Genomic DNA, 21907 nt, shown 5'->3' with positions numbered 1-21907 from the left:
TTGAAACCCATGACACAGCTTGCCGGAACACGATTTTCTGCAACAGATATCCGACGCCAGTTGCGTTCCTGGATGAGCGGCGAAACCACGGCAATGCGCCGCGGCACACTGCTGGCGCTTGCTGAGGCTTCCACCGTCATTGGTTTCGCCTGGGGGCTCAGCCACCTCGTTACCGATCTGTGGGCGGGACCGCGCACCCTGGCAAGCCTGGCACTACCGGCAGCCGTTGTCGTGGTATCGCTCATCCTCCGCGCCGGCCTCGGCTGGGCAGCGCAGACGCTGAATCTCCGCGTCGCCCGACGCGTCGCGCGAGATCTGCGGCTAAGTATCACCGCGCGCGCTTTGGAAGGTCGCATTGATGCTCTGGGCCAACGCCGGCGCCTCAACGCTCTGTTCGAGGATAGCGAAGCGCTAGAAGGCTACTATGCCCGCTTCCACCAGGCCGACATGCAGGCCAGGCTTCTGCCGGTGACGGTTTTGATCGTCATCGCTTTCCAGAGTTGGGTTTGCGCGCTGATCCTGGGATTGACCCTGATCCCGTTCGTGGCGATGATGGCGGTTCTGGGTCTGAGCAGCGCCGACGAGTCCAGGCGGCAGTTGGACGCTCTGTCGCGTCTCTCCAATCTGCTTCTCGACCGCATTCGCGCCCTGCCCGTCATCCTGGCCTTTGGCGATGGCCCCAGACAGATCAAGGCCGTCGGGGACGCCGCCGTACAGGTTGCCGACAGCACCCTGCGCGTTTTGCGTATCGCCTTCGTGACCTCTGCCGTACTGGAATTCTTCAGCGCCCTGGCCGTTGCCCTGATCGCTGTCTATTGCGGCTTTTACCTCTTGGGGGACCTGCCCTTCCCTCCGCTTGAAGATTTGCGTCTGGAGACGGCGTTCTTCGTTCTGGCACTGTGCCCGGAAGTCTACGCCCCGATGCGTCGTCTCGCCGCCGCTTACCACGATCGCCAGTCCGCCATGGCCGCGGCGGAACGCCTGATGGCCATTGAGATCGCGCCTGCCATCGTCGCGGCGCCGCGTCTGTCCGCCGCGCCAAGAATTGACTACGACAATGTCACCATCGGCTTTGCCGACGATCCTGACCACAAGATCGGCCCTGTCCGTTTCTGCTGCCAACCCGGCTCCGTCACCTGCCTGACGGGGCCCACGGGATCGGGGAAGTCGACACTGTTGCGGCGAATTCTGGCTGCAGAAGGTGAAAACATCCGCGTCAACGGCATGGCGGTGGGCCGCGACCACGACGTCGCCGACCAGATCGCATATGTGTCGCAGTCCCCGCCCCTGATCGCCGGAACGCTGGCCGACAATCTGCGCCTGGGTAATCGCGAAGCGACGGACGAAATGCTGCAGAGCGCGATCCGCCGGACCGGACTGGCACCGGCGATTGCGTCGCGACCGGACGGTCTAAACACGGTCCTGGATGACCGCGGCTCAGGTATATCCGGCGGTGAGCGCCGGCGCATCGGGCTCGCGCGTGCCCTGTTGCGGCCTGCACACATCCTTCTGCTGGACGAACCCACCGCCGACCTCGACATTGATTCCGAAACAGCCGTGCTGGCCCTGTTGCCGGAACTGTTCCGTGGCCGCACGGTCATTCTCACCAGCCACGCCGAACGTGTCATGGCTCTGGCAGACCAGGTGGTTGCGCTATGAAGGGAAATTTCGATGCCACTCTAGCCGCCCTTGAGGCGCGCCGCCGTGACGGCTTCTGGCTGGCGGCGTTGTTTGCGGCCGGGGTTTCCGTCGCCGCCGTGGCACTTCTGGGGCTTTCCGGATGGTTTCTCGTAGCCGCTGCCGGCGCCGGTGCGGCGGGCCCCGTCGCCGCGCGCGGATTCAACTATCTGCTTCCCAGCGCCCTGATCCGCACTCTGGCGATCGCTCGAACTCTGCTGCGCTATGGCGAGCGTCTGGTGGGGCACGATGTGGCCCTGCGCGCGATGGCTGAGCTGCGGCCCAGCCTGTTCGGACGGATTCTGGCACTTCCGCCAGAAATCTCGCTTCGCCTGGCCCGAGGAGACACGTCAAGCCGATTGATACAGGATGTGACGACCCTGGAAGTCGCGATGGTGATGCGTAGCGCCGGGCCGGGCGCACTGGCTGGCATTGCCACGGCCGTGGCGCTGGCCGCGATGGCGAACATCGCTTCGGCATGTGTCCTTCTCCTGTCTCTGATCGTTGGGCTGGCCGGTGTGTGGTGGCTGCATGAGGCCTTGCCCCCTGCCCCGCCGGAAACCGAAGGCCGTAGCCGGATCAAGCAACGCTTCCAGAACCTTCTCGACACGCTGCCCGATATCCGCACCTCGGATCCTCGACATGGCTGGCTAAACCAGATGGCGGCATTGGAAGACGAACTGGCAGAGACGCGTCGGGTGGGCATTTCCCGCGATACCCTTGCCGCGGCCGGAATCTTTGTGCTGACAGGACTGTGCCTGCCTATCATGGCCTGGGCAGGACGCAACGGCGACATCGCCGGCCTAGCCATGGCCCTGCTGGCCGGCACGATGGGTTTCGAAAGCCTCAATGCGGTGGTTCGATATCTGGGACAAAGGCGGGAGGCGGCTGCATCGCGGGACCGTCTGCGCGACCTCTGTGACCAGGACGAGGCTCAACCCGACAGGCATGACAGTGATGGTTTCTCCTGGCGTGGGGTAACCTACCGACTTGGCGGGGATCTGCGACTACGGATCGCCGGCGCCTCGGGCAGCGGAAAGACGGCTATGGCCGAAGGGCTGCTGGGTTTGCGCCATGTCGAGGGCCTGGCGGGCGGTGGTCAGGCAGCTTTCGCCTGGCAGCCTCAGGACGCCACGCTTGTCAGCGGGACGCTGCGCCAAAACCTCACAATGGCGGGATGTGATACGGAAGAGAGCCTGTGGTCGGCCTTAAGGGACGCCGGGCTGGCTGACCGTGTCGAGGCCTTGCCGCGAGGTCTGGACACCTGGGTCGGCGATGGTGGCGTCACGCTTTCGGGCGGTGAACGCAAACGCCTCGCGCTCACTCGGGCCTATTTGCGGGACGCACCGGTCCTGCTGCTTGACGAGCCCACGGAGGGGCTCGATGCCGCGACAGAGGCCTATATTATCCAGCGCTTGGAAGAGAGGCTATGCCGAACTGGGCAGGGCCTGATCTTGATCAGCCACCGCGCACCGCCGCGCCGTCTTACCAACCAGACGCTTGCTACCGATGCGGTAAGAAACGCCAGATCGCATGTAGTGACGACGTAGACTCCCGTACGGATAAGACCGGATTTCGCGCCGCGAGCGAACCTGTCATGCTTGGCTCTTGTTCGATGAGAGAGAGAGAGACAGCCATGTTTGACGCCGCACCTTCGACCAGCTTTTCCCCAGTCCGGCAAGGCGCAGTCACTTTACAGGCCGCGACCAACCCTGACCGACTTGCCGCCAGTTGCGGTCCTCTGGCAACCATCGTCCCCGGCGCCGAAATTTGTTTCTTTGGTTTCGCGATCAGTGATTTCCACGCGCCCGCCAGGATTATGCACCTTTTCGACCAAGATTTTCGACCCCGGCAATGTGATTTTGCCGCGTTTCGGGCCCCTCCTCGACGAGTCCCAAGGTACTCAGGCGCACCGGCTTAAATCCGCAAAACCCGAACAGGTTCTTGAAAGCCTTGCCGCCATGGGCACGGAAGGCCAGCCAGTAGACGGCGCCCGGCATACCCATGGTCTGGATCAGGCGGACGGACCTTCCCTTAAGCAGCGGTGCGTCCAGAGGGTTCTTGGCATCGGTGCGGTAGGCGAATCCCGGTGTGAAGGCGCGTTCGCAAAACCCTTTGACCAGAGCCGGAACGTTGAACTGCCACATCGGGTAGACGAACACGATATGCGACGCCCACTGAATGGACGCCTGGACATCGGCGAGGTCCGGCTCGACCACTTGAACCGCGTGATAGCCTTCGTGCAGGATGGGGTCGAAGTCGAGGTCGGCCAGTTTGACCATCCGGACCTCGTGTCCCGACGAGAGCGCGCCCTCGTTGTAGGCGCAGGCCAGCACCTCGCTGAAGCTGCGGCGATTGCGGGCCGGATTGCCGTTGATGATCAGGATGCGTTCAGTCACAGGAACCTCTCACGCGGATGTACTGGGCGGATCAAAAGACCGGCTGTGCCCGTCCCACAATCTACCCGGTCTGAAACAAACCGCCTTGACGCGAGTCAAAGGGATGCAGGCGCGTCCAGGGTTCTCGGTCCCCTTCGCGCCAGGAGACCGTCTCGTAAGGCCGCGACATCCGCTTCGGTTAACCGCAATCGGGCTATCGGCAGAATAATCGCCGTCGTCATGCAGAGGTGCCGATGCAAAGAGGCGACTACCGTCACAGTGGCGTCAGCGATGCCAGATGTAGCTAAGGCCGTGAGGTCACCTTGGCGAAGACGTTCGAGTTCGGCCGCGCAATGCTCCAGCTGCGGCCGAATCATGGCGTGATTTGCCCTCACTTCGCGAAATGCGGCGCTGAGTTCATCACCCGGCCGTTTCCGCAGTTGCAGAATGGGCAGGATATCCTCCTGCTCATCGGCAAGTTGCAGAGCCCAGTCGCGACGCAAAACCGCGACCAATCTGCTGAGTTCGACAAGTTCGGGATTTTGCTCGGAAGCGACTTCGGCTGTCAGCACGCACATTTGTTTGAGACGGTTGCAGGCCTTGGCCATGACGTCTAGAGGACGACCCCCGTCAGGATCGGTTTTTTCGCCGCGCGGTAACAGGTCGCTTCCCATTCAAATGAACCGTCGACGCGTATTCTAACATCCATGACGCCCTCCATCAGCCCCGCGATCCTTGCCTAATGTCAAATGTCAAAAAGACTCATGTCAAACGGCAAATGGTTATGCAATTTTTTCTAGATGTTTGATCTGCATCCACCTGGCCGACTCCTGTAAACTTGACAGTGGCCCAAGATAGGATCACGCTCAAAAAATTCGACGTTTCCAGTACTGGAGAGAACATGAGGGATAGCGACCTCGATCGGGTTCGCAACCTGAGACTGTTCTCGAGCATGTCCGAACCACATTTCGCTGAGCTCACCTCTGCCGGTTTCATGCAGAAATTTCCCGCCGGGACGACGCTTCTGTTTGAAGGCGACACGGTGGACTTTCTCTATGTTCTGTTGGATGGCGTCGTCGAGATGCAAGGCTCGTGGAACGACAAGGAAACGACGGTATCCGTTATTCGGCCCTTGTCTCTATTCATCCTGTCATCCGTTGTTCTGGACGCGCCGGCGCTGATGTCGGCCAGAACCCTGGAGCGTTCGGAAATCCTGATGCTTTCGGCAGACAAATTTCGCAACGCCCTGCGAGCGGACGGTGCATTTTCGTTGGCCGTTGCCGAAGAGCTTGCGGGTTGGAACCGTGCCATGGTTCGTCAGGTCAAGAATATGAAGCTCCGCAGCGCCAGCGAGCGCCTAGCCAACTATCTTCTCCAACTGCAGGTCCAGCAAGGCGGCGTCACGACTCTGCGACTGCTACATGAAAAACGAATCCTCGCGTCCCTTTTGGGGATGACTCCGGAAAACCTGTCGCGCGCCTTTGCGGCGCTCAGCGACTACGGTGTAGAGGTACAGGGAAATGAGGTTCGCCTGACGATACTCGGCGCCCTTCGACGCATGGCCAAGCCGTCACCCTATATCGATAATCACATGCCACCACTGGACCACCTAGGTGGCAAGGCGGAACGTGAACTGTGGCCCCCCAATGACAAGGCCAGCAAGGTCATCTTCGACTGAAACGGCATAAGAAACGGCGGCTACCCGAGGCAGCCGCCGCATACCCAGCCCAGTTACGCGCGGCCGGCCGTGTTGTTCGCCGCTGCGTGGTAGAGGGGTGAGGACCGCCGCGTCGAACATCCTCAGAATAACCAAAGCCGAATGATAAGTGTTGACGCAGATCAATTAAAACTTGAGATACGCAACCCCTCAACTTGACGATTATCAAACCTAAGCCGCCGGGATCCCGGTTGGCAATTGATCCCGATCAAGGCAAAACTCTCTCACTGCGTGTAGTAATACGTTCTGATGGGGGCCGCGGGAGCTTGGTATGTATTTGTGAGACGCGCTGGTTCGAGATTTGGCGAGCGACCTTTCGGGCGGAGAAGCCCTGTTCCAAAGCCACGGTATCGACTATTATCGCATCGGAAACCTGCAACTGAGTCAAGCTGCGGCCCGTTCCGGTTGCGACCTCGAGCAACTGGTCGCTGCGCTGGCAATTCTTCCTCGAAGGCAGGAGAAAATCCCTTCTTCGGTGCGAGACCTGACAGCGTATATCCAGCGGCGATATCATGCCATCCACCTTAATCGCCTGTTCGTCGCCACAAGGCTGGCCCGGCGGGTCGAACTGGAATTCGCGGCACATCCCGCCTGTCCCCAGGGTTTCAGCCACCATCTCAACGCGCTGGCGGAAGATATCGAGATCCATCAGGCCAAAGAACGCGACGAGGTGTTTCCGTCACTCGTGTACGGCCTCCGCTCGAGCCAAAAATTTCCAGTGCTGCGAATGATGATTGAACATGACGGCTTCGCCGAGGAACTCGACAGTCTCTCGGCGATGACGCGCGGCTACACGGTCCCAGACGACGCCAATACCGACTGGAATTTGCTGTGCGCCACGTGACGACACCTTGACAGCGAATTGCGCTTTCACATCCACCTGGAGAACAACCTTCTCTACCCGCGTTTCCTGGTTGAACGCGCTGTGGCCGCGTGATGGCAGAGACGCTGAACCTGCGCATCGCCATACTGCACATCTGCGAAGCGGATGAGCAGGATGACGCACGTGGCGTCGAACTGGCCTGCCGTTTCGCGGACGCCGGTCATCGTTTGGCTGACCTGGTCGTCATCCCCAACAAGGCGCAGGTCGCGTCGCGTCAGATGGCGATTTGGCGTGAGGCTGGCGATGTCGACGTCGTGCTCACGCTTCCGCCAAAGTCATCCAAATTCAGCGCCGAAAAGCCCGACATAACCCTTGGTGGCGTCTGTTTGCGCGATGGCCGCCTGGGTGAGGTCCACGTTATACATCTGCGAAGCATGCAACTCAGCACCGCGGAAGCGTGAAAGTCCAACGCACTCATTCATGGTTTAAACAAAGTCGCTTCATGGCACTGAAGCCGATGCATTAACGGTGCACACCGAGAACCAGGTGCACGCCGTGTTCGATCCTGCCGATGCGCGCGCTACCGGTTATATGCCTACATGACGCGCTCCGACACGCCCTTAGGATAGTGGCGAAATCCGATCGTTTTAACGCCTTAGAAGTGTGACCAGAGTCAGGTCATCCTCCAACGGGTTTACTTCCAGGTCCAGGGCATCAATCAGGCGTGCGTTGATGGTCGCCGAGTCTGCGCCAGATCCAAACTGGTTGACCGCATGGCACAGGCTGTCCGTATCAAACACGGCCTGGGGCGGCATTGGCGTTTCGACCAAGGCGTCGCTATACATGACGAGGCCAGCACCACGTTCGAAACGGCGGCTATGGTTCTCGTAACGCGCTCTAGGCTGAAATCCCAGCGGAAGCCCCGCACCTTCCAGCAATTCGTAAGCCGAGTCTCCGCTCTGACGCCACAAGGGGGGCATGAAAGTCGAACAGGCGTAATCCATGCGGTCCCTGGCGGTATCGATCACGGCATAGAACATGGCGGCGAACCGTCCGGGCGGCAGATATCCGTGCAGGCCCGTATTGACCTGAGCCAGCACGCGCTGAGGCCGCGTCCGCTCCAGGTCCGGCGCATGGAGAATTTCATGAACTTTTCGGGCGTGGGGCGCGACCTCCGGCCCGTGGCCGCACACGTCGGCGCAAAACACGGCCAGCTTGTCGCTATCGATCGGCAATAGGCCCCAAAGATCACCGCTCATCGGAGGCGGCGACAGGAAGACCGCCGACAGGTCCACGCGATAGATCGCTTCGCAGCTTGCGATGAGACGTTCGTCGGGTAAAAGACCGGCAAACAGCCCGATCTCAGCTCCGGAGTTGATCACAGGCAATCCCTTTCCTGGCGATCGGCGGCGAGAAAGTGGAAATGTGACGACGGCCGCTCCGGCCATGATCAGGCCACCTTCAGCATTTTGTCGAGGCGCGACAATTGCAGCAATTGCTTCACCGGACCTGCGGCATTTGCCACTGTCAGGCTCCAGCCCCCTTTGCGTGCGTCCTCGATGGCCAGCATCAGCATGCCCAACCCGGAGGAATCAATGGCTTCCAGCGTCGCGACGTCCAGGACGCAGGTCTTGATGCCGTCGGCACGGATGCCATCGAGGACCTTGCGGAACTGACCATGATCGGAAAAGCTCATCCGTCCGGACAGCTTGGCGACAAGGTGATTTTCCGTCTGATGAAGGTCGACCCGCATGATTTTTTCCTGACAGACCGCACTAACGGCAATCGATTGCAACGCCTGAGCGAGGCGTAAGTTATCGTATCAAAAAGGCGTTAACTCGCCGTGACTGGAACCGGTTACCGCATGTAATCGCTCGTACACTCAGAACAATTCTATGTCGTCGTCGCGCAGTTGCGTGGTCTTGAAAACGACAGGCCCTGGCCCGCTACGCAGCGAAGTTTCCAGCTTGTCATGGACGCTGCCCAAGGTGCATTGCTGCAGCACGGCGGCGCTGAGTTCGCCCCCCAGACCGGCCGTATGCGCAAGGTTCAGGTTAAGCTGGACCTCGTCGTCGACGCGGCGCAGGGCAGCGGTCAGGGTACCCAGCCCCTTGACGGCGGTTTCAAGTCTTTGGGTCGCGCGGTCCTGGAACTGCATGCGCACAATGGCAGCGGAGATATCCTGGGTAATCGTCTGCGTCGCCTCAGCGCTGGCTTCCAGCATGGTTTTCATGCTGACACTCTGGTCGACCAGCGCCCGCATCATATTGGTCATGCTCTTGTGCACGAGGAGGTTTTGGCCGGAGGTATCGACCTCGGCGATTTCGCGCAGCAGGTCATAGCCTTTGTGGAGACCTTCCGAAATGGTAGATATCCGCTTCTTCAGGTCGGACGACAGGGCGTTCACGTTCTTGGCCAGTTCGCGGATCTCATCGGCAACCACGCCGAACCCAGTCCCCGCGTCACCAGCATGAACGGCTTCGATCTTGGCGTTAATGGCCAGCATATTAGTCTGGGCATTGATATTGTCGATGGATTTGATGCTGCGTTCCACCGCGCTGATTTCGCCCAGGACGTCGTCGAGTGTGTAAACCATATTGACGCTGCGGGACGACATGAAGACGATCTTTTCGACAAAGTCCGAAAGCGCCCGTCCCATGGTGTTGACGACATCGTGGACCGCCAGGGTTTCGTCGGCCACCTGAACCGTGTCGGCATTTCCGGCCAGATCCTGAACCATACGCGTCTGGTCCTGCGAAACGCGCGCCAGATGGGTGAACCTCTGGGAGAGATCCTGAAAATTAACGTCGATATCCGACCGCACCTCGGAAATCTCGTGGATCACGACGTCGAGGATGCGCGCCTGGACGTCATTCAGCCCCAGGATGTCACACAGATAGGCCTGGGCCTGGAGCAGATCCGCCGGCACTTCGGGCACGACCGGCTCTACAGTTAACGCGGCCTCGGGAGGGGGGGCTTCGGGCTCGCGCCGCTTGAGAAAGGACATCAGGGCCATGATTTCAACCGGTTTGAACTGAGACGTGGGAACACAGGTCGACAAGCGCCTGGGCAATGTGGGCAGGTGACATTTGACGCTCGACGGCGCCCAGTTCGGCAGCCACGCGCGGCATGCCGTAGACAACGCAACTGGCTGCGTCCTGGCCCAGGGTCCGCGCACCGCGCCGGCGAAGCTCAAGCAGGCCTTCGGCGCCATCGCGGCCCATGCCGGTTAAGATGACACCGATCGCACGATCGCCACAGGTTTCGGCAACCGAATTGAACAGAACGTCGACCGATGGGCAGAACCCGTTGACGCGGTCCTCGTCAGAAATGGCCAAGAACAGCCCCTGCCGATCCGCTCGAACCCGTGTCATGCGGCCGCCGGGCGCGATACATACTTCGCCAGATCGCAGGCGCTGCCCGTCCTGGCCTTCACTAACCTTCAGGCCGCAGGCTTCGTCCAGCCGCTGCGAAAATCTGGGTGTAAAACTGGCCGGCATGTGCTGGACGATGACGATGGGCGGCATGTCGGCCGGTAAGGCCGTAAGTAGAGTCGTCAGGGCGGGAATCCCGCCGGTGGAAGCCCCAATCGCGATCACCTTGTCGCCGATCAGTCGAGAACCTGAGCGCCGGACCGCCGTTGGAACCCGGTGCGCCCCGACCCGGCTGGCTGCTGCGGTTCGGACCTTGGTGCGAATCTCTTCCCCGAGCGCCGCCATGCCGTCTGACATGAAGCCCGATGGCTTGCCGACCACATCCACCGCCCCGATGTCCAGCGCCTTGAGCGCCGCATCGGCACCCGACGCGGTCAGCGAGGAAATCATAACGACCGGGGTCGGGCGCAGCGCCATCAATCGCGACAGGAACTCAAGGCCGTTCATGCGCGGCATTTCGACATCCAGCGTAATGACGTCGGGATTGTGCTTCTTTATTTTTTCGCGCGCAATCAGTGGATCGGCGGCTGTGTCGACGACGTGAATCTGAGGGTCCTCACTCAGAACTGCCGTTAGAAGCTGGCGCATCAGGGCGGAGTCATCGACAATAAGGACACGAATGGGTGGGTTCATATCGCCGCCTATCCGAAAAGTTCGATGTCGCCCTCGACCGGTGCGGTCGTGAGGCGGGAACGATACGTGGTTTCGGCCGTAGCGACGCGGCTGTCTTCGCCGCCGGTCAGCAGGAGGCGTTTGACCTTGCCGGTCGATGGCCAGTAGTGGATGCGGCGGCCGTGGCTGCCACCGAGATCGCTGGCAGAAGCCCTAAGCCCCTCGGCTTTAAGGTAGCCGGTGACAAACTGGGCGTTTTTGGCGCCGATCTCGCTGCCGCCGACGTACATGTTGGCACCGCCAAACAGTTTGATCTCCATTTCGGAACGACGGCAACCCGACTTCATCACCTCGTTGATCAGGTTTTCCATAGCGTGGTTACCATAGCGCATGTGTGAGGAGACGCCGTTCCAGTCGCCCTCCTCGCTTTGCGGCAGCATGAAATGATTCATACCCCCGAAACCGGTGTAGGGGTTGCGGACACAGGCGGCGACGCAGGATCCCAGCACGGTAATAATCATGATACCCGCATCAGAGGTGACGAAGTATTCGCCTGGCTGAACGCGGACATTATGCTGACCCAGGCGTTCATCCCTTATCCGCGTTCGTGCGATGTGGCGTTCCATGGGTACGGGCATGCTATCCCCCGACCTTGCGGTAGATAGTCCGGCCGCACAGCGAAAACAGGGGCTGCTGGTCGAGAAGGGTTTCCGAATGGCCTACCATCAGCCATCCTCCGGGACGCAGCATGGAGGCAAACCGCCGCACCAGTTCCGTCTTGGTCGGGTTGTCAAAATAGATCATGACGTTACGACAAAAGATGACGTCGAAGGGCCCCTTGACCGGCCAGGGCTGCAGCAGGTTCAGAGGCTTGAAGGCGATCAGATTGCGCAAATTGTCCTTCGCTCGCAAGGTACCGGCCGCCTCGGTAAAGTAACGCTGGCGCAGATCGGAATCGACGCCGTCGAAAGCATCGAGGGGATAGGTTCCTGCAGCCCCCTTTGCCACCATATTGGTGTCAATGTCCGTGGCCAGGATGCGAGCGTCCCAGCGCGACAGCTCCGGAAAATGCTCCTGCAGGGTCATGGCGATGGAATAGGGTTCCTCGCCGGACGAACAGCCAGCGGACCAGATGCGCAGGCGGCGATCGGCGCGGGAAACCTTGAGTTGGGGGAGGATATTCGCGGCCAGGTACTCGAAATGATGCTTTTCGCGAAAGAACCGGGTCAGGTTGGTGGTCATCGCGTTGATAAAGGCGCGAAATTCATCCTCGCCGTCCGCAGAGGTCAGCAGGTCGATATAGTCGTCGAAGCGCACCAGACCGCGCTCACGCAACCGTCGCGTCAGGCGCGAATAGACCATGAACTGTTTGTTCGGCCCCAGCACGATCCCCGTATGCTGATGAACCAGGGCGGCCAGCACGTCGAAGTCCTTGCGCGTAAAATCGAATTCGACGGTATCCAGATCGCGGATAACGGATTTTTTCGCCAATGCCATGGGCCACACTACTCATCTTTAAGCGCTTGTCCGCCGGAGCTTGCGCCCCGGCAGACAGAAGGGACAGGTTTACGCGATCAGAATTCAGCCCAGTCGGCGTCCATAGCCGAGCGAAGGTCATCCTGAAGCCGCGCAGCACCGCCGGCAACCCGACGAACAGGCGCTTTGCGCGACGCCGGAGCCGAAGTACGGGCGACCTCGACCGGACGGACGGCTTCACGCAAGTTTGCGGATCTCGGCAGGCTGAAATAGGCCATGCGGCTGTGCATGTTCTCTGCCTGGTCCTGAAGCATGCGCGACGAGGCCGCATTTTGTTCGACCAGAGCCGAGTTTTGCTGGGTCATCTCGTCCATCTGCGATACGGCGGTGTTGATTTCTTCGACGCCGACCGACTGCTCCTTGGAGGCCGCTGCGATTTCCGAGATGATTTCCGCCACCTGACGGATAGAGCCGACGATTTCGCTGAGCGCGCCACCGGCATCGTTGACCAGTTTGACACCGTCCTTGACCTCCGAGCCAGAGGCGGCAATCAGCGTCTTGATGTCCTTGGCGGCACCCGACGAACGCTGGGCCAGAGAGCGAACCTCGGCGGCGACAACGGCAAACCCCTTGCCGGCATCCCCTGCCCGCGCGGCTTCGACGGCGGCATTCAGCGCTAGTAGATTGGTCTGGAAAGCAATTTCGTCGATGACGCCGATAATATCCGAGATCTTCTGCGACGAGGCTTCGATACGCGACATCGCCTGAACCGCCTGAGATACAACCTCACCGCCCTTGCCGGCGACACTGGAAGCCGTGCCCGCCAGCTTGCTGGCCTGTTGCGCATTGTCGGCGTTCTGCTTGATGGTGGAGGCTATCTCCTCCATCGACGAGGCCGTTTCCTGAAGGCTGGAGGCCTGCTGTTCGGTACGTTGCGACAGATCGTTGGTACCGGCAGTGATTTCGGCGGTGGCGACCTTGATCTCTCCGGCACCGGCCGTGACCTGCTCGACGATGACGCAGAGCTTGTCGGACGTTTCGTTCAGCTTGTTCTTCAGGTCTTCGAACAGGCCGCTGTAAGAATGCTCGATACGGCGGGTCAGGTCACCTTCGGCAAGATAGCCAAGATGGATCGAAACCTCGTTCAGGCTTTCGGCCGTGTTTTCGCACAGGCGATTCATCGCCTCGGCCAGGTTGCGCATAAAGCCAGTCTTGCCTTCAAGTTCCAGGCGTTCACTAAAGTCACCAGCGACGGCGGCCTGGACGACGCGATCGACTTCGCTCTCGATGTGCTTTTCAGCCGTAATGTCCTTCCATTCGACGACCGAGCCGAGGCGCTGACCGGCGTCATCAATAACAGGACTGGCGATCAGGTCGAACTGACGCGTGCCAACCTTGATCTGGGTTTTGAAAGTCGCCGTCAGCCGCTCCAGCATACCACGCTGATGGGCTGGATTTTTATGGAAGACATCGATGTTTGCGCCATCCAGCTTCGACGCGTCGAAGTTCGGCAAAGCGGCGCGCATGTCACTTTCCGCATTCGTCATCATCGCACGCACGGATGTGTTCAGATAAATAATCTTGCCTTCGGGATCGGCCATCATGACATTGGTCGAGCAATTGTCGAGCGCCACCTTGATGCGCAGGTTTTCTGCGGCGACGCGTTTGCTGGACATGCCATTTTGCTTGAAGATTTCCACGCTCTTGGCCATGGCGCCGATTTCGTCGCGGCGCTGGGCCCCAACCACGGTCACATCGAAGTCGTCACTGGCGAGGCGTGTCATGACGTTGCTCATACGGCCCAGGGTGCCGGAAATTTCGAGGGCGATATAGACGGCAAGCCCCAGGGCTGCGGCGGCGATAGCGCCGGCGATTCCCAGCAGGGTCAACATGTTCAGCCAAAGGCCATCGATACGAGCCTGGAGCAGGCGGTCGAGTTCATCGGCCGAGGTCGTCCACAGCGTGTCGGCTGAGGCTTCGAGCGCCTCGTGAAGCGGCAGGAGCGCCTCAATATCGGCCCGCGTGACACGTCCGCCCGCCTCGACACGCTCCAGCAAGGCCTTGCCCTGATTGGCATAGGCGTCGCTTGCTGCGGTAAAGGTTGCCAATGCGGGGTTGATGCGGCCGGCCAAAGCCTGGTCCTTGGTTCCCTTCAAGGCACTTTGTACCGAGGTCGAGGTTGCATCTCGGGCTTCGCCCAATGATCCAAGTTCGCTTCCCAATTCAACAGCAAACTTCAACGTTGTCGGTTGGTCGACCTGCGCCAGAATCGTCTGATAGACATCGTTGTTTTGTCCGCCCACGGAGGGCAGGTTCACGGTTATGATGTTTTGCAGGTAGTAGGTGTCGAGGTCGGGATCGAGCGTAAGATTGCTCAGATTACCCGTTTCCGTTACGAGGTTCGATAAGGCCGTAACGGCGCCGGACGCCGCCTGCGCCGATTCGATCGGACGTGCTGGAAAGCCGATGGCGTCCAAGGCCTTGCGGGTGTCCTGGTAGACCGGCTCGATGCCAAGTTTTTGGGCCAAGGCGGCGGATTCAGCCAGGTCAACGCCCTTGAGGTGGGCTTGCGGGGCCTGGCCATCTTCGACGGCGGCATAGAGCGACGACAAGGACTGCCACACCGGGCGCAGATAGGCCGTGCCGACCTTTTCCTTTTCAGCGAAGCCGATATCCTGAAGATTGGTATTGATAAACAGGCCCGACATGATGACAAGAGGCACGCTGAGGGTGCCAACGATCAGGGCCAGTTTGCCGCGAAGCTTTATATTGTTCAACGAAAGCATGGATTTCTTCCTCTGGTGCCGTTGTCAGGCGGCGGTTTCGTGTGCCGGCTGTTCGCCCGGCATCGTGTCGAAAAGGGTGTCGAGTGAGAGCAGCACCACGAGGGCGTCTCCCTGGGTGATGATGCCGGCCAGGTAGCGGTGGTCGCCGCGCAGGGAGGTTTCCGGGACCGCGCCGATGCTGTCGGGCGAAACGCTGAGTATGTCGCTGACTTGATCGACCAAAAGACCGATCAGCCGCTCTCCAACCGCGACGATCACCACGACATGCTTGGCCGTGGCTTCGGTCGCGCCCTGGCCAAAGCGGCTGCGCAGGTCGAACACCGGAACGATGGCGCCGCGCAGGTTCAGCACGCCGCGGACATAGTCGGGCTGGTTCGGCAGGACCGTCGTCTGGGTCCAGCCCTTGATCTCGCGGACCGCCAGAATGTCGATGGCGTAGTCCTCCGCCCCGACGCGGAAGCTGATGAACTGACGCAACCCGTTACCATCGGTACCTCGCCCGATGGCGCTCAGGGTGTCTTCGTAGGTTCGCAGAAGTTCGCTCATGCAGCGGTCTCCTCAAGGCTGGCCAGTTGTTCAATGTCGAGAATGAGGGCAACGCGGCCATCACCCAGAATGGTTCCGCCGGATATGCCCGGTACGGCGGTGAAATTGGTCTGCAGGGATTTAATGACCACCTGCTGCTGGCCGATAAGACCGTCGACGACCAACCCCAACCGTCCGCCGGTTGCGGTTTCGGTCAGGACGACCAGTCCGTGGACCGGATCGCAGATAGCGTCACTGACGCCAAACACACGGCCAAGGCCCAGAAGCGGGACAAATTCGCCGCGGACGTTGACGATGCGGCCGCCGCCCGACAGTTGGCGAACCTGCGCCGCTGCCGGGCGGAAGCTTTCGATGATCGAGGTCAGGGGCAGGATGTAACGTTCGGTGCCGACCGAAATCAGCATGCCGTCCAGTACCGCCAGAGTCAGGGGGATGATCAGGGTAAAGCGCGTGCCCTTGCCGGCAATGGAACTGACCTGGATGCGGCCGCCGATCTTTTGGATATTGCGCCGAACAACGTCCATACCAACGCCACGACCGGACACATCGGAAACCGTCTCGGCCGTTGAAAAACCGGGGGCAAAGATCAGATCGAGGATTTCGTCGTCGCTGAGGACCGCGCCCGGCGCGACAATGCCCTTTTCGACAGCCTTGGCGACCAGACGTGCACGGTCGATCCCGGCGCCGTCGTCCTCGATCTGGATCAGGATATTGCTGCCGACATGGCTGGCAGAAAGGGTCAGGGCTCCCTCAGCCGGTTTGCCGGCTGCGATCCTGATGGCAGGCGCCTCGATGCCATGATCGACGCTGTTGCGGATCATGTGGGTCAGGGGATCCGACAGTTCTTCGAGCACTGTCTTGTCGAGTTCTGTCTGCTCACCAACCATGACCAGGCGAACCTGCTTGTCGAGACGGGCCGCTACGTCACGGACCAGACGTGGCATGCGGGCAAAGACGGAACGCACCGGCTGCATGCGAATAGCCATGACGCAGTCCTGCAGTTCGCGGGTCAGGACGTCGAGCGATTCCAGCCCGTCGACGACGGGCAGGTTGTGCGTCGCTAGTTCCTGACGCAGCATGGCCTGAGAGATCACCAGTTCGCCCACCATATTGACCAGACGGTCTACACGCGACAGGTCGACACGGATTGAGGTCTGTGCCGGCGGGCGCTTGCCACCCGGCTCATCGCTGGTGAGCGCGACGGGGCCAGGTGCGACGTCTGCAACCTCAGTATCCAGCCACAGACCAAAGCCTTCATCCTGTGCCTCAGCCAAGGCGCGAACAATGGCGATCTCGGCGTCATCCTCGACGAACTCGAAGACCTCGCGGATCGCGTCATCACCAGCGGTGGTCTCAAGTTCGAAGGTCCACGACAGGTAGCAGTCGTCGCTGTTGATCGACTCCAACTCTGGAACACGACTAGAGTCACAGACGGTCTTGAGGTGTCCCAGGCCCGACAATTCGCGGATGAGCAGCAAGGGCTCGTTCGCCTTGCGCATCAAATCGGCATGGGGCGTGAACCGTATCTCTACGCGGTGAGTGTCGTCACGAATTTCGACGGGAGCGATGGCAGGAGTGACCGGCGTCGCCCCCTCCCCTAACAATCCGTTGATGGCGACCATAACGTCAGCCCCCATGCCGGATGGCGCCGCCCGCTCGGCCTGAGCAGCCGCGACCAGTTCCGCCAGGATGTCAGCGGCACGGATAATCAGCCCACCAACCGTGGCGTTGACGGACATGCGGCCGTCGCGAAGGCGATCCAGCAGGGCTTCGAAGCCATGGGCAAAGTCGACCAGGCTGCGGTAGTCGAACATGCCCGCGCCGGCCTTGATCGAATGAACGGCGCGAAAAACAGCGTCCAGTTCCTCACGGTCGAGGCGACCCGTCTTCAGGGCTTCCAGGCGTTCGTCCATATCTGCCAGCATCTCCGCGCTCTCGGCGAAGAAGGTCTGGCGAAACTGAGCGTAATCGTTGCGGGCTTCGGTCGACATACGGTTTTACGGGCAAACCTTGTTCACAACGGCAATCAGCTTGTCGGGAGCAAAGGGCTTGACAATCCAACCCGTCGCCCCGGCGGCGCGACCGGCCATCTTCTTGTCTTCATTGCCTTCGGTCGTCAGGACCAGAATGGGTGTCGAACGAAATTGCGGCAGGGCGCGCAGCTCCTTGACCAGGGTAACCCCGTCCATGTTCGGCATATTGATATCCGTCAGCACGACATCGACGGACTGGGTCTTTGCGAGGGCGAGAGCCTTGACTCCGTCCTCAGCTTCAAAAACCTCAAAGCCCGCATTGCGCAGAGTAAAATTGACCATGTCCCGCATAGTCTTGGAATCGTCGACAGCCAGTACGCGTCTTGCCATTGTTATTGAGCTTCCGGGGTGATGTTGAAATGACTGGGTCCGTCGAGGCCGGCAACAGCCAGGGCCTGACAAAGAGCCGGGGAGCGCGGCGACAGGTCAAATTCCAGTCCACCATCGCCAAAAACTTTGCTTCGCTGACCACAGGAGTTGCAGTCCCGCCGTGCCGATACGCTCGACAGAGCCGCCGTCAAGGCGGCACGAGGCTTTGCTTTGTAGCTGCGCGATCAGGCAGTCTTTCAGACTGTCGACGGCGGCGGTGTCCACGACACCCGGCAGGGAGACAACGAACATGAAACGAACTCCGTCGCGCCGATTACTTCAGCGCTGCAATCCATTTCATTAGTATAGAAGATTGGTTTCCGTCGGTTTAATGAGTCACGTTATTTATCGTTAAAATTATTAGCCAAAATTGCCACAAATCGACTTCGTAATTGACATATATCAATTTTAGGCTTGTTTTTGCGTACTTTTTCTATTCAATTTACTCTCGTTAACCTTAAGGCGGCCGTCAGTGGTTTGTCAGGCCAACGATACACCGCACCCTATTGCCGTTACCTTCGTAGGTCAGTTCGTCGAACGACATCAACCTGGCCGTAGCAATGCCACGTCCGTGCGGATCCGTTGCACGCTCTGGGCTGAGTTCGAGATAGGATTGATAGGCAAAGCCTGCGCCTGAATCCTGAAGTGTCACGCTGATGGCGCCGGGCCCCGCGTCGAGCGTCAACCAGGCGTAGCAATCGATTTTATCTGGAGCGTTCAATCGGCGCACCACCTCGTTTTCCCAGTCCCCTTCCAGCAGGAGCCGGGTCTTTTCGGCATAGGTGATGCCAAGATTTCCGTGTTCGACGGCATTGATCATCAACTCGCTGAGGCCGTAAACGACACGTTCGGGGTCGGGGAAACAGTTGGCGATGAATACCGAGAGATTGCGGGCCTCTTCCAGGGTGCGAAAGCGAAAAATGCCGTGCTGCATCAGTCCGAGGACTGTGCGCTGCCGGCGGACATCGCCCAGGAGGTCGGCGCGGCGACGAGCATCGTCGAGGGCGGAGCGCACGAGGCTGAGGAGAATGTCCGCTGCGTAGGGCTTGGTGAGATAGTAGAACACCCCCGCCTCGATACCCTGCCGGACCTGATCGTGCGAAGCCGCAGCCGTCTGCATAATAACGGGCAGGTCGCGCCAGCGGGCATCAGACTTCAAGGCCGCCAGGCAGGCCATGCCGTCCATGTTTGGCATCATTCGGTCAAGGACGATGACCTCAATGTCGGGATGAAGTTCCAACAGGGCAAGGGCCTCGCGCCCGTCAACGGCCAGGACGGGCTGATATCCGGCTTCGTCCAGGATTTCTCCCAGAATATCCAGATTGAAGTCTTCATCATCCACGGCCAGAATTTTGGGACGAGTTTGATCATTCATGTCGTTCTGACTCCGCGTTGCCACCCCGCTATCCAGCCAGGGCGATCGCGGTCCTTTCTCTGGGCAGGGTAAAGGCCAGGCGCGCGCCTTTGGGATGAAGATTTTCGGCCCAGATTCTGCCGCCGTGCGCACCGACGATCTGACGACAGATCGACAGGCCCAGTCCGGTACCGCCGGCACCCGATCGGGTCTCGCTCGACTGCACGAAGGTTTCGAAAATGTGTTCCAGTTCACCTTCAGGAACGCCCGGACCATCGTCGCTCACGGTGCAGATGAGCCCATAGCGGTCCTCCTCAACGGCGACGGAGACATTTCCGCCTTCTGGGGAAAACTTGATCGCATTGGACAGAAGATTGACCATGACCTGGATCAAGCGGCCCCGATCAACTGTGATAACGGTGTCAGCCGCGTTCCATTCGACGTCCAGATGGAGTTGCCGCGCCTTGACCAGGGAATCGAGTTCCATGCAGCTTTGTTCCACGACCCCGCGCAAATCCGTCGGGGCCAGGTCGAAGGTCATCTTGCCGGATTCCAGCTTGGCCAGATCCAGCAAGTTGTTGAGAAGTCCCAAAAGTCGCGTGCCGGCCGTCCGGATATTGCCCAGGTACTTGGTCAGCTTGTCGACACCATCGCCCGACGGCAGACCCGTCAGGCGCTTCTCCCCCATGGCGGCATAGTTCAGGATAGCGTGCATCGGCGTGCGCAACTCATGCGACATGTTCGAGAGGAATTCCGACTTGGCCCGAACCGAGGCTTCTGCCTGTTCCTTGGCCTGGCGCAGGTCCGAGGTTTGGGCCTCAACAAGCGACTGAAGGTTGTCGCGATGCTGTGTCAATTCCCCCTCAAGCCGCTTACGCTCGGTGATGACCTCGGTAAACATGATGATCCCCATCACCATGTCGTCCTCGTACCAGGGGTGAAAGGCGTAGCTGATCCACTCCTCGCCCCCGCCCGGCATGGGCACCAAAGCGCCGGAATTGGTGACGATCTCACCCGAGAGACAGCGGCGATGCTCATCATGCCAGTATTCTGCCTGGGCCGGCGCTACCTGATACAGGGTGCGCCCGATCGGATCACTATCGTACAGGCCAAAATCACTGCGCCAGCGCTCCGAAACCATCAGGTGGCGCAGTTCGATGTTGAAAACCGCAATGGCCGCCGGCGTATGGCGGAAGAAGAGTTCTAAATGCTGGGCTGTCCGCTTCAGACGTGTCTCGAACGCCTTGCGATCCGTGATGTCGGTGGCCGCCAGGATGAAGCCTTCACAGCGTCCGGCACTGTTCAGGCGCGGCGTGGCGTTGGCCAGCATCCAGCGGTAATCGCCATCGGCGCGTCTCAGGCGGAACCAGCACTGAAACGCCGCTTGCTGCGCGACGCCCTCTGAGAACTTTTCGGTACAGGCGGCGACATCTTCATGATGGACATGGGCCAGCCACCCCGCATCCGTTTCATCGTTCAACGCCTGGCCGCGAAAATCCAGCCAGGTGCGGTTGAAGAAGACACAATCGCCGTCGAGATCAGTAATCCACAACAGGTTCGGCGTGCTGTCGGCAAGAGCGCGGAACTGCTTTTCACTTTCCGCTACCTTGGCCTCCGTGGCCTTGCGCAGGGTAATGTCCTGCATGAAACCCTCGATGGTGATGGCACCATCGGTTTCTCTAGCTTTGACGTGACCGTTGACGCGAACCCAGACAGGCCGCCGAGAACCACCACCAGCCACGGTTCGCGGCTGAAGACGGAATTCGATTTCAAAACGATCCGCTGTGTCGAGTTGGCGCCTGACGCCCTGCAGCACCGCAGGCCGTTCCGTTTCCGGGATAAGATCGGCGAAGTGCCGGACCTTGCCCCTGACAAAATCCGATGACGGATAACCCGTCAGGGTTTCGATATAGCTGTTGATGAACTGGACGGTCAGGTTATCGTCCAGGCGGCATTCGAAAATCACGACGGATATGTGCGTGATGATCGAACGGTATTTTCCCTGGAGGTCGGCGTTTCGACGCCGCAGAGCGGTGATGAGCGCCGCGAAGCCCAGTGCGAACGCCGCGGCAAGAAGCAAGCCCACTCCGAGGGCGCCGCGGATTTGCGCGACCTTTGCCTGATATTGGCGAATACTCATATCGACACCGACAATGCCGATCTGGGCGCCGTTGCGATACATCGGCGCGTAGGCGCTCAGGAAGGTGCCGTATTCATCGGTATAGGGCTCACTCTCGACAACGGCCTGCCCGGATCGTAGCGCCTTGACCAGAGCTGGGGAGGGTTGTTCGTACACCTGCATGACGTCCGATGGCACGACCGCCTCGCCCTGACGCGGCAATGCAGCATCGAGAACGATGCAGGCCCCACCACTGCACGGGACGACGGTATAAACATAGATGAGGTCGTCATTTGCCCGAAGAATGCTCAGGTAGGGGGCGATCAGGTGTTGATATTCCGGGCCGGTCTTTTGTTCGGGACGGACCATGGTCGCGTGCTGTTCGGCATTGGTCATGTCCGCTGCCATGACCGCCAGATTGCGTAAACGCCCGTCAACGATGCTATCGAGTTGCTCGACCGTGCGTTGATAGATAAATCCGCCCGCAACGACGGAACCTGCAAAGATGGTTGCGCCGACGCCAATGGCGAGGGGGTCCAGCCACGATTTCACATCCTTAAAGCGCCACTTCACAGGTAACCCC

Annotated in this window: 20 protein-coding genes; 6 read left to right on the top strand and 14 right to left on the bottom strand. The window is 60.0% G+C overall.

Going from position 1 to position 21907, the window contains the following annotated elements; all coding sequences use genetic code 11:
• Positions 1 to 72: 72 nt before the first annotated feature.
• Positions 73 to 1659: a thiol reductant ABC exporter subunit CydD gene (gene cydD / locus ABI_RS21555; protein WP_006275195.1), complete on the top strand. Its 1587-nt coding sequence runs from the start codon at positions 73 to 75 to the stop codon at positions 1657 to 1659.
• Complete coding sequence (locus ABI_RS21550) at positions 1656 to 3227, top strand: ATP-binding cassette domain-containing protein (protein ID WP_006275194.1); 1572 nt, start codon at positions 1656 to 1658, stop codon at positions 3225 to 3227. Before cydD ends, ABI_RS21550 begins: the two co-directional genes overlap by 4 nt.
• A 267-nt stretch (positions 3228 to 3494) precedes the next feature.
• Here ABI_RS21550 and ABI_RS21545 read toward each other — a convergent pair whose 3' ends face one another.
• Positions 3495 to 4076 carry an NAD(P)H-dependent oxidoreductase gene (locus ABI_RS21545; RefSeq protein WP_006275192.1) on the bottom strand — a complete coding sequence of 194 codons (582 nt, stop codon included), beginning with the start codon at positions 4074 to 4076 and terminating at the stop codon, positions 3495 to 3497.
• 302 nt (positions 4077 to 4378) lie between these two features.
• Here ABI_RS21545 and ABI_RS21540 point away from each other — a divergent pair, with 302 nt between their 5' ends.
• From ABI_RS21540 to ABI_RS21525, 4 genes are all read left to right on the top strand, one after another.
• Positions 4379 to 4672, top strand: coding sequence for a hypothetical protein (locus ABI_RS21540; RefSeq protein ID WP_040309828.1), 294 nt, complete (start codon positions 4379 to 4381; stop codon positions 4670 to 4672).
• A 227-nt stretch (positions 4673 to 4899) separates the two neighbouring features.
• A complete protein-coding gene (locus ABI_RS21535) occupies positions 4900 to 5733 on the top strand; it encodes a cyclic nucleotide-binding domain-containing protein (RefSeq protein ID WP_245531426.1) in 834 nt (277 codons plus the stop codon).
• A 340-nt stretch (positions 5734 to 6073) separates the two neighbouring features.
• Positions 6074 to 6616 carry a hemerythrin domain-containing protein gene (locus tag ABI_RS23995; protein ID WP_050808386.1) on the top strand — a complete coding sequence of 181 codons (543 nt, stop codon included), beginning with the start codon at positions 6074 to 6076 and terminating at the stop codon, positions 6614 to 6616.
• A gap of 92 nt (positions 6617 to 6708) precedes the next feature.
• Positions 6709 to 7056: a hypothetical protein gene (locus ABI_RS21525; RefSeq protein ID WP_006275188.1), complete on the top strand. Its 348-nt coding sequence runs from the start codon at positions 6709 to 6711 to the stop codon at positions 7054 to 7056.
• A gap of 186 nt (positions 7057 to 7242) precedes the next feature.
• On the opposite strand, the gene ABI_RS21520 is transcribed toward ABI_RS21525, so the two are convergent.
• The 13 genes from ABI_RS21520 to ABI_RS21460 form a co-directional block, all read right to left on the bottom strand.
• Complete coding sequence (locus ABI_RS21520; RefSeq protein ID WP_083811596.1) at positions 7243 to 8043, bottom strand: PP2C family protein-serine/threonine phosphatase; 801 nt, start codon at positions 8041 to 8043, stop codon at positions 7243 to 7245.
• Between the two features lie 2 nt (positions 8044 to 8045).
• Positions 8046 to 8348, bottom strand: a complete 303-nt coding sequence (locus ABI_RS21515; RefSeq protein ID WP_006275187.1) for an STAS domain-containing protein — start codon at positions 8346 to 8348, stop codon at positions 8046 to 8048.
• 129 nt (positions 8349 to 8477) lie between these two features.
• Positions 8478 to 9611: a methyl-accepting chemotaxis protein gene (locus ABI_RS21510; RefSeq protein ID WP_157139046.1), complete on the bottom strand. Its 1134-nt coding sequence runs from the start codon at positions 9609 to 9611 to the stop codon at positions 8478 to 8480.
• A gap of 4 nt (positions 9612 to 9615) precedes the next feature.
• On the bottom strand, positions 9616 to 10662 hold the full coding sequence (locus ABI_RS21505; RefSeq protein ID WP_006275185.1) for a protein-glutamate methylesterase/protein-glutamine glutaminase: 1047 nt from the start codon (positions 10660 to 10662) through the stop codon (positions 9616 to 9618).
• Positions 10663 to 10670: 8 nt separating this feature from the next.
• Positions 10671 to 11279 carry a chemoreceptor glutamine deamidase CheD gene (locus tag ABI_RS21500; protein ID WP_157139045.1) on the bottom strand — a complete coding sequence of 203 codons (609 nt, stop codon included), beginning with the start codon at positions 11277 to 11279 and terminating at the stop codon, positions 10671 to 10673.
• Between the two features lies 1 nt (position 11280).
• Entirely contained in the window at positions 11281 to 12138 is an 858-nt protein-coding gene (locus ABI_RS21495) for a CheR family methyltransferase (protein ID WP_006275182.1), read from the bottom strand.
• Positions 12139 to 12215: 77 nt separating this feature from the next.
• Entirely contained in the window at positions 12216 to 14903 is a 2688-nt protein-coding gene (locus tag ABI_RS21490) for a methyl-accepting chemotaxis protein (protein ID WP_050808385.1), read from the bottom strand.
• A 24-nt stretch (positions 14904 to 14927) separates the two neighbouring features.
• The gene (locus ABI_RS21485; RefSeq protein ID WP_006275181.1) at positions 14928 to 15449 is read right to left on the bottom strand and encodes a chemotaxis protein CheW; all 522 of its coding nucleotides are present in this window, start codon (positions 15447 to 15449) and stop codon (positions 14928 to 14930) included.
• A complete protein-coding gene (locus tag ABI_RS21480; protein ID WP_006275180.1) occupies positions 15446 to 17440 on the bottom strand; it encodes a chemotaxis protein CheA in 1995 nt (664 codons plus the stop codon). The genes ABI_RS21485 and ABI_RS21480 overlap by 4 nt, the downstream gene beginning before the upstream one ends.
• Positions 17441 to 17446: 6 nt before the next feature.
• Entirely contained in the window at positions 17447 to 17812 is a 366-nt protein-coding gene (locus ABI_RS21475; protein WP_040309826.1) for a response regulator, read from the bottom strand.
• Positions 17813 to 17908: 96 nt separating this feature from the next.
• Positions 17909 to 18103: an STAS domain-containing protein gene (locus ABI_RS21470; protein WP_006275178.1), complete on the bottom strand. Its 195-nt coding sequence runs from the start codon at positions 18101 to 18103 to the stop codon at positions 17909 to 17911.
• A 217-nt stretch (positions 18104 to 18320) separates the two neighbouring features.
• Positions 18321 to 19226 (bottom strand): ATP-binding response regulator, encoded by a 906-nt coding sequence (locus ABI_RS21465; protein WP_006275177.1) that lies wholly within the window; start codon positions 19224 to 19226, stop codon positions 18321 to 18323.
• Between the two features lie 28 nt (positions 19227 to 19254).
• Positions 19255 to 21897, bottom strand: a complete 2643-nt coding sequence (locus ABI_RS21460) for a PAS domain S-box protein (RefSeq protein ID WP_157139044.1) — start codon at positions 21895 to 21897, stop codon at positions 19255 to 19257.
• Positions 21898 to 21907: the final 10 nt, after the last annotated feature.

The organism is Asticcacaulis biprosthecium C19 (assembly GCF_000204015.1).
Taxonomy (GTDB): Bacteria; Pseudomonadota; Alphaproteobacteria; order Caulobacterales; family Caulobacteraceae; genus Asticcacaulis; species Asticcacaulis biprosthecius.
This window is presented reverse-complemented; position numbering and strand designations above follow the sequence as displayed.